Raw genomic sequence first — 7,997 nt, 5'->3', positions numbered from 1 at the left:
CGCAACCGAACGCGGCGCAAGGGCTGCCGGGTCTGCCCGCCTTGTCACAGCTGGGCCCGCTCATCCAGCAAGCGGCCACCGACCCTCAGCAAGCGACGCAGCTGCTGATGGCCGCGGCGCAGGCTTTCGCCCACAACCCGAGCACACCCACTGAGTCCAAAAACGTTGCGGCGGCGGTCAACCAATTCGTGGCCGAGCCCGTCGCACCGGCGCAGCACGTGCCCGCGACAGGGGTGGAACCCGGTTTGCAGGCCCACCTGCCGGCCGGCATCGACCCGGCCCACGCGGCCGGCCCGGCCCCCGCTGCGGCACCCGATGCCGCTCCCGCGCCAGCTGCTGCTCCGGCGCCCGAGGCACACCTGCCGGCGGGCATCGACCCGGCCCACGCGGCAGGTCCCGCCCCCGCGGCGGCGCCCGCCGCACCGGGCCCCGCCGAATGGTCGAAGGTGCCCGCCGCGGCACCGGCGGCACCTCCCGCGGCACCGGCGGCACCTCCCGCACCGGAAGCCGCACCGGCGCCCGCACCGGCACCGGCTCCCGCCGCGGCTGCTCCGGGTTTCGGCCCTGACACGCCGCCCACGCAGGACTTCATGTACCCGTCGATCGGCACCAACTGCCTGGCGGACGGCACCAACGCCATCGCCACCGCGCTGTCGGTCGCGGGGCCGGCCAAGATTCCGCTCCCCGGCCCGGGGCCGGGCCAGACCGCTTACGTCTTCACCGCGGTCGGTACCCCCGGACCCGCGGAGGTGCAGAAGCTGCCGCTGAACGTCACCTGGGTGAACCTGACCACCGGCAAGTCCGGGACCGTCGCGCTCAAGCCGCGCCCGGACATCAATCCGGAGGGGCCGACGACACTGAGTGCTATCGCCGACACCGGCTCGGGCAGCGTGATGTCGACGATCTTCGGGCAGGTCACCACGAAGGAAAAGCAGTGCCAGTTCCTGCCCACCATCGGCTCGACGGTGGTGCCGTAGCGGACGGCGCCGCCATCGTCTCATCGCCTGCGAATGCGCGTGTCCCCGAGCGGGGCACGCGCATTCGCGTCGGGCAGTGAGCTAGTACGCCATGAACAGGATGGCGTCGCGGTCGTACTCGAGGCCAGGATGAACGCTGGCGAGGTGAGCTTGGGTCAGCTCGACCAGTTCGTCCTCGTCCTTGCCGACGATGGCTTCGCCGCACGGACACGTTATGTGTGTCTTCACGTTGTCGCCCTTCCCTTCTCCTGGACCTGCTACTTCGCCGCTTTGGCTGCCGCTTTCATCTGCTTCTTGTAAGCGCGCACTTTCCCCATCGATTGGGCGTCGACGATGTCGGCGACCGAGATGTGCGCACCGGCCCGGCCGAAGTCCCCCGCAGCCGCGCGCCAGCCGTTCGGCGTCACGCCGTACTGCTTGCCGAGCAGCGCCAAAAAGATCTGTGCCTTCACTTCCCCGAATCCGGGCAATCCCTTGATCCGCCGCAGCAGCTCGCGTCCGTCGGGGTCGCCGGCGGTCCACAATCCGGCCGCATCGCCGTCGTAGCGGTCCACGATGATCCGCGCCAGCGTTTGGATACGCTTGGCCATCGATCCCGGAAAGCGGTGTATCGCAGGCGTTTGCGAGCACAATGCCGCGAACTTGGCCGGGTCGTAGTCCGCGATCTCGGCGGCATCGAAGCTGCCCATCCGGTCCGCGATCTTCTTCGGGCCCGCGAACGCCGTCTCGAAGGGCACCTGCTGATCCAGAACCATCCCGATGAGCAACGCAAACGGACTCTCGTCCAGCAGCTTGTCGGCCTCAGGATCTTGAGCCAGGCAAAGTTTCACTGTCAACGATCTTCCTTCCGCACAGCACCCTGGGACCGGGGACCCATTGTCGCAAGACTACTCAGCAGCAATGACCGGGTTATCGTGGCGTGGTGGTGGATGAGAGCAAGCTGGCACTGATGCTGGCTCGCGACGAGCTGCATCAGCTCGTCACCGCCTATTGCCGGGCGGTCGACCGCGCCGACTATGACACCCTGCGCAGCCTGTACCACCCCGAGGCGACCGATTCGCACGGCTCGTTTTCAATCGGGGGCGTCGAAGGGTTCATCGCGCAGCTGCAAGCCGCGGAACCGTATGTGCGTGTCTCCCAACACAACATCACCACGACGAACTTCGCCATCGACGGCGACAGTGCCCGCGGTGAGATCTACTGCCTGGTGTTTCACACCTTCGCCGGCCCCGAACACGACATCGACGTCATCATCGGCGGGCGATATCTGGACACGTACACCAAGCACGACGGCCGCTGGACGTTCAGCCAACGCACCATCGTGGCGGACTGGGCATATCAGAACGACCCGTCGCAGGTGAACTTCGAACATCCGAGCACCCGGGGAAGCCTGCGCGGCATGCCCGGCCAAGCGGACCCGTCGATCGGCCTATTCGCGGAACCGGAAGGCTGACGCCGCGAGCTGCCAAAAGCGTTGAGAAGCAACAAGACTGCTAGCCGACGCCCAGCGGCCGTCAGCCGCTCTTGCGGCGGAATTCCCGGCGGTTTCCCACCGCGCCGTGCGCCCGAGATCGTTTGGCGGCACCGTCCTTGTGGTCGGACCCGCCCGATGACTTCGCCATCTTGCGGTCCAGGGCTTCGCGGAATTTGCGCTTGGTGTCGTCGTCCGACTCCGGTGATCCCGCGGCGCCCGACGACTTCGAACCTTGCCGGGCATTCGATTCAGCCATACGGGACAGCCTAGCCCGGGGCTGCCGGAACGGTTCGCCTACGCGCCGCGGCTACCGCTTCCCCGGCGGCATGCCGTACAGGTGGGAGATCGGCAGGCTCAGCAGCACCCGCCGGTCGGTGACCATGGCCTCGCGGTATTCGTCCCAGTCCGGATGTTCACCGGCGATGTTGCGATACAACGCAATCAGCGCCTCCACGGTGTCGTCGTCGGGCGCGGCCGCCGGGGGGGTCAACTCGGCGGTACCCTCCGCGACGGCGTACGACCAGCCGTCGTCGGCGTCGACCAGGATCGAGGCCCGCGGGTCGCGGCGCAGGTTGCGGGTCTTGGCGCGCGGCTCGGTGATCGACACCTGGATCACCACGCTGCGCGGGTCGAAGTGGTAACTCACGTTCGAAAGCTGAGGCCGCCCGTCACGCTTGATGGTGGCCAGCACCCCAAGGGAGTGGCCGCTGATCAAGGCCAGCAGTTTGTCGTCGAAGACTTGGCGTCCCATGACGAAAGCCTACGTCGCGCGGGCCCGAGGTATTCGTCCCGCGGCCACCCTGGTGAAATCGGGGCATGACCAAGTACGCGGCCTTCCTGCGTGGCGTCAACGTCGGGGGCGTCAATCTCAAGATGGCCGACGTGGCGGCCGCACTCACCGAGGCGGGATTCACCGAGGTCCGGACCGTCCTGGCGACCGGCAACGTGCTGCTGGAATCTTCCGGCGGCGTGGCGTCGGTGCGCAAGAAGGCCGAAGCCGCGTTGCGCGACCGGTTCGGCTACGACGCGTGGGTGCTCGCCTACGACATCGACACGGTGCGCGGCGTGGTCGACGCCTACCCGTTCGAGCGTGAGCTCGACGGCTATCAGTCCTACGTCACGTTCGTCGCCGACGCCGCCGTGCTGGACGAGCTCGCCGCGCTGGGCAAGGACGCGGGTCCCGACGAGAAGATCCGGCGCGGCGAAGGCGTGGTCTATTGGCAGGTGCCCAAGGGCAGCACGCTGGACAGCAGCATCGGCAAAACGATGGGCAAACCGCGGTACAAGTCGTCGACCACGACGCGCAATCTACGCACACTGAACAAGGTGTTGCGCTGAGCGACTCCAGACAGCTTGTGCGGCAGAGCTTTTCGACGCCCGCCTTACTCGTCGGGCACCGCTTCGATGTAGCGCACCGCGTCGTCCTTGTCCAAGCCGAGTCCCCGCGCGACCCGGACGTACTCGCGCGCCGCGGCCGCCATCGCGGCGTCGGACGGGTCGTAACGGGCGATGAAAGTGCCGAAACGCCCGCGGGTTTCGATGATGGCGGAGGTCTCCAGCTCCCGGTAGGCCCGCGCCACGGTGTTGACGGCGACGCCGAGCTGGCCGGCCAGATCCCGAACGGTAGGCAGGCGGGTCCCGGGCGGCAACGCGCCCTCTCGGACCCCGTCGATGACCTGCGTCCTGAGCTGGTCGAACAACGGCTTTCCCGCCTTCATGTCGACCTTCAACCAGTCACCCAGCTCCACCCGTCCAGTATCCCCCACTCCCCGGCTATGTTGGTGGAATGCGCGTAGCGGTGCTCAGCGGCGCGGGGATCTCCGCGGAAAGCGGTGTGCCGACCTTCCGCGATGACAAGAACGGATTGTGGGCTCGCTTCGACCCTTACGAGCTGTCCAGCACCCAGGGCTGGCGCGACAACCCGCAGCGGGTGTGGGGCTGGTACCTGTGGCGCCACTACCTGGTCGCCGACGTTCAACCGAATGCGGGCCATCGCGCCATCGCCGCCTGGCAGGATGACGCCCAGGTCAGCGTCATCACCCAGAACGTCGACGACCTGCACGAGCGCGCGGGCAGCCACTCGGTTCACCATCTGCACGGCAGCCTGTTCGAATTCCGTTGCGCGCGTTGCCATATGCGTTACTCCGGCGCGCTGCCCGCGATGCCCGAACCGGCGCTCGAGGTGGATCCCCCGGTATGCCACTGTGGAGGCCTCATCCGGCCCGACATCGTGTGGTTCGGTGAACAGCTGCCCGACGAGCCGTGGCGGCGCGCCGTCGAGGCGACCGAGGCCGCCGACGTGATGGTGGTGGTCGGGACCTCGGCGATCGTCTATCCGGCGGCCGGGCTGGCCGAGCTGGCCCTGTCCCGCGGCACCGCCGTCATCGAGGTCAATCCCGAGGTGACTCCGCTGTCGAGCAGCGTGACCCTGAGCATGCGTGAGACGGCCAGCCAGGCTCTGCCCGGCCTGTTGCAGCGGCTACCGGCCCTGCTGAACTGACGGGACGGCCGGTCAGGGCCGGCGCGCGCGGCCGAGCAGGAGCTCGGAGACCGGCATGGGCGCCCAGGACGGCAACGTGAACTCCCGCCGCGACGTGTCGACTTCGAATCCCGCCTCGACGATCGAGCGCTCGGTATCGCGATGGGTATGGCAGTTGCCGAAGAGCCGTGGCCACAACGTCGCATCGGCCACGCGCTGAATCCGGCCCCGCGCACCGACACTGGCGATGTGCTCGAGATACCGCAGCTCCCCGCCCGGCCTCAGCAACGAGTACAGGCGCCGCAACACGTCGCCCGGGTCGTTCACCGAGCACAACACCAGCGAGCACACCACCGCGTCGAAGGGCTCCGCGCCGCTGAACGCTTCGACCGTCTCGCCCGTCACGACGACGCGGGCGGGCACCACGTCGGCGGCGGCACGGGCCAGGGTCGCCAGCCGCGGTTCGGGCTCCATCGCGATCACCTCGTCGACGGAGTCCGGGTAGAGAGCGAAGTTCGTGCCGATTCCGGCGCCTACCTCCAGCACCCGGCCGCGCAGGCCGGCCAGATTTTCCCGGCGCATGGCCCGGATCGCCTCGACTTCATGGGTGGCGACAATCGGCCAGATCCGCGCGAAGAGGGGGTGGTCAACCGTCGTTGTCATACCAATCCTTTCGGCTCGGATGAGCCCAACAATAAAGGTCTGCACGCACGGCGGCGTCAACCGATGTTGGCCGCCGGCTCGGGGAGTTCGGCCGGTCCTCGAGTCGGTTCGAGGTTTTCGACGGTCGCGTCTGCCGCTTTCTCGCTGATGCCGAACCGGTCGTGCAGCCACGCCAGGGGTCTGGGCGCCCACCAATTCCATCGGCCCATCACATGCATGAAGGCCGGGACGACCACCATCCGCACCAAGGTGGCGTCGGCGAACACGGCGAGCGTCAGGCCGAGGCCGAACATCCTCATGAACGAGACGTGGGCCGCGATCAGCGCGGCGAACGACATCGACATCACCAGGGCGGCCGCGGTGATCACCCGGCCGGTGCGGGCGACCCCGAGCGCCACGCTCTCGTCGTTGGCGGCGTGGGCCTGCCTCGCCGTCGGCTTCGCCGGTCGGGCGGCGCCGGACGCCAGCCAGTACTCGCGGATCCGGGAGAGCAGGAACACTTCGTAGTCCATGGACAAGCCGAAGGCGATGCAGAACAGCAGCACCGGCATGTTCGCCACCAGCGTTCCGCTCGGCGTCGTTCCGAGCGCACCCAGATGGCCGTCCTGGAAGATCCACACCAGCGCACCGAACGCCGCCGTCAGCGACAGGACGTTGCAGGCCAGCGCCTTGGCCGGCAGCAGTAGGCTGCCGGTGAGCAGGAACAGCAACACGAAGGTGATCGCCGCCATCAACCCGAGGACCAGCGGAAGCCGGTCGGTCACGGCATCGACGCTGTCGCGGTTGACCTGCGCCAGGCCGCCCATCTCGACGGCTCGGCCGGCGGGCCCGGGCACCGCGTGCAACCGCTTCAGCTGGGTGTCGTTCGCCTGGGAAAACAGCGGCGCCGCGCTGCTGACGGTCAGAAACGCGCTGCCGCCGGCCAGCCCGGTGGGCCCGGCGGGCGGCCCCACGCGATTGCCGGCCGTGAAGGTGCCGCCGGGGCTTGACACCGCCGAGACGTCGGCCACCCGCGACAGATCGGCGGCGTAGGTGTCGAAGTCCGACGGGCCGAGACCGGTGGCATCGGGGATGACGACGGACACCGACGTGGCCGAGTCGTGTGCGAAATCGTTGCGCAGCAGGTCGCCGACCTGATGCGACGACGCCGACCGCGGCAGCACGCGATCGTCCGGGAAGCCCCACGTCACCCGCAGAAACGGATACCCGAGCAGCAACAACAGGGCGACTACCGAGAGGCCGACCGGCGCCCAGCGGCGCATCACGAATCTGGTGGACCGATACCAGAACGATTGCTCGACCGGGCGATGCGCCGGCGCGGGGCGCCGCGATATCCGCCGCGCCAGGCGGCGCACGTCCAGGGCGTCCAGCCGGGGCCCCAGCAGGACGAGCGCGGCCGGGGTGATCACGATCGAGGCGGTTGCGACGAAGGCAACGGTGGCCACGCCGGCGTAGGCGAACGACTTGAGGAAGTACATCGGGAACGCCACCGTCGCCGACATCGACAACGCCACGGTGACCGCGGAGAACAGCACGGTGCGGCCGGAGGTGGCCATGGTCCGGATGAGCGCTTCGTCGCGGGTGTGGCCCTCGGCCAACTCGTCGCGATAGCGGCTGACGATCAACAGGGTGTAGTCGATCGCCAGGGCCAGGCCCAGCGCGGTGCTCAGGTTCAGGGCGAAGATCGAGACCTCGGTGGTGTAAGTGATCAGTCGCAACACCGACATCGAGCCGACGACGGCCAGCGCGCCCAGCGCCATCGGCAGCGCCGCCGCCAGCAGCCCGCCGAACACCCAGATCAGCACCAAAAAGCTCAGCGGCAGGGCGATCATCTCCATCACCAGCAGGTCGGCCTGGTTCTGCGTGTTGATCTGCGCGTACTGCATCGCCGCACCGCCCGCCCGCACGGTGACGCCGTCACGGTCGTGGATGAACTGATCCGCCAACGTCTGGGCGTTGCGCTGGGCGTAGTCCTCGCCGCCTTTGAGGTTGACCACGATGAGTCCGGACTTGCCGTCGCGGCTGACGAGGTCCGCCGCAGCTGGTGGGGGCGCGGTCCACGGCGAGGAGACGTTGTAGACGAGTGGGGACTTTCGCAGCCCGTCAACGAGGTCGGTGCCCACCTTGCGGGCCGCTTCGCTGTTGGTGCCACCCGGCGCGGTCACCAGGATCAGCACCTGCTGGCCGCTCTGGCCGAACTTGTCGCTCAACACGCTGATGGCGCGGCCCGACTCGGAGTTCGGGTCTTGAAAGCCACCGGGCGACAGGCTCTTGGCGACGGGGACGCCGAAGACGGCGGCGGCGATGAAAACCAGGACACCGAGGGCGATGATGCGCCGCGGCGCCCTGGTCGCAAGCCGGGCGGTTTTCTGCAGCATTTCGGGCCCTTCCGCCGCCGGTGCCC

The 7,997-nt window shown here is 68.4% G+C and carries 11 protein-coding genes; 4 read left to right on the top strand and 7 right to left on the bottom strand.

All coding sequences use genetic code 11. The features are described 5' to 3' along the window. On the top strand, positions 1-977 hold a 977-nt coding region (locus tag AC5Y4T_RS17155), incomplete at its 5' end, for an Rv1157c family protein (RefSeq protein ID WP_499954466.1). An 81-nt stretch (positions 978-1,058) separates the two neighbouring features. Here the strand turns inward: AC5Y4T_RS17155 and AC5Y4T_RS17150 are convergent. Both AC5Y4T_RS17150 and AC5Y4T_RS17145 read right to left on the bottom strand, forming a co-directional pair. Continuing rightward, the gene (locus AC5Y4T_RS17150) at positions 1,059-1,205 is read right to left on the bottom strand and encodes a hypothetical protein (RefSeq protein WP_003875447.1); all 147 of its coding nucleotides are present in this window, start codon (positions 1,203-1,205) and stop codon (positions 1,059-1,061) included. 29 nt (positions 1,206-1,234) lie between these two features. Continuing rightward, a complete protein-coding gene (locus AC5Y4T_RS17145) occupies positions 1,235-1,807 on the bottom strand; it encodes an HhH-GPD-type base excision DNA repair protein (protein WP_499954484.1) in 573 nt (190 codons plus the stop codon). A gap of 89 nt (positions 1,808-1,896) precedes the next feature. Between AC5Y4T_RS17145 and AC5Y4T_RS17140 the strand changes: the two genes are divergently transcribed. Next, a complete protein-coding gene (locus AC5Y4T_RS17140) occupies positions 1,897-2,430 on the top strand; it encodes a nuclear transport factor 2 family protein (protein ID WP_499954464.1) in 534 nt (177 codons plus the stop codon). A 61-nt stretch (positions 2,431-2,491) separates the two neighbouring features. Here AC5Y4T_RS17140 and AC5Y4T_RS17135 read toward each other — a convergent pair whose 3' ends face one another. Together AC5Y4T_RS17135 and AC5Y4T_RS17130 are read right to left on the bottom strand one after the other, a co-directional pair. Then, positions 2,492-2,707: a DUF5302 domain-containing protein gene (locus AC5Y4T_RS17135; RefSeq protein ID WP_499954462.1), complete on the bottom strand. Its 216-nt coding sequence runs from the start codon at positions 2,705-2,707 to the stop codon at positions 2,492-2,494. 51 nt (positions 2,708-2,758) lie between these two features. After that, positions 2,759-3,202, bottom strand: coding sequence for a PPOX class F420-dependent oxidoreductase (locus tag AC5Y4T_RS17130; protein WP_499954460.1), 444 nt, complete (start codon positions 3,200-3,202; stop codon positions 2,759-2,761). Positions 3,203-3,267: 65 nt separating this feature from the next. Between AC5Y4T_RS17130 and AC5Y4T_RS17125 the strand changes: the two genes are divergently transcribed. Continuing rightward, positions 3,268-3,789 (top strand): DUF1697 domain-containing protein, encoded by a 522-nt coding sequence (locus AC5Y4T_RS17125; RefSeq protein WP_499954458.1) that lies wholly within the window; start codon positions 3,268-3,270, stop codon positions 3,787-3,789. A gap of 44 nt (positions 3,790-3,833) precedes the next feature. On the opposite strand, the gene AC5Y4T_RS17120 is transcribed toward AC5Y4T_RS17125, so the two are convergent. Then, complete coding sequence (locus tag AC5Y4T_RS17120; protein WP_499954456.1) at positions 3,834-4,199, bottom strand: Rv1152 family transcriptional regulator; 366 nt, start codon at positions 4,197-4,199, stop codon at positions 3,834-3,836. Positions 4,200-4,237: 38 nt separating this feature from the next. On the opposite strand from AC5Y4T_RS17120, the gene AC5Y4T_RS17115 reads away from it, so the two are divergent. Further along, positions 4,238-4,951 (top strand): NAD-dependent deacylase, encoded by a 714-nt coding sequence (locus AC5Y4T_RS17115; protein WP_499954454.1) that lies wholly within the window; start codon positions 4,238-4,240, stop codon positions 4,949-4,951. Between the two features lie 12 nt (positions 4,952-4,963). On the opposite strand, the gene AC5Y4T_RS17110 is transcribed toward AC5Y4T_RS17115, so the two are convergent. Together AC5Y4T_RS17110 and AC5Y4T_RS17105 are read right to left on the bottom strand one after the other, a co-directional pair. Then, positions 4,964-5,593: a class I SAM-dependent methyltransferase gene (locus AC5Y4T_RS17110; protein ID WP_499954452.1), complete on the bottom strand. Its 630-nt coding sequence runs from the start codon at positions 5,591-5,593 to the stop codon at positions 4,964-4,966. Between the two features lie 56 nt (positions 5,594-5,649). Further along, entirely contained in the window at positions 5,650-7,971 is a 2,322-nt protein-coding gene (locus AC5Y4T_RS17105; protein WP_499954450.1) for an MMPL family transporter, read from the bottom strand. Between the last annotated feature and the right edge of the window lie 26 nt (positions 7,972-7,997).

Source organism: Mycobacterium sp. NGS11 (assembly GCF_059813315.1).
This window is presented reverse-complemented; position numbering and strand designations above follow the sequence as displayed.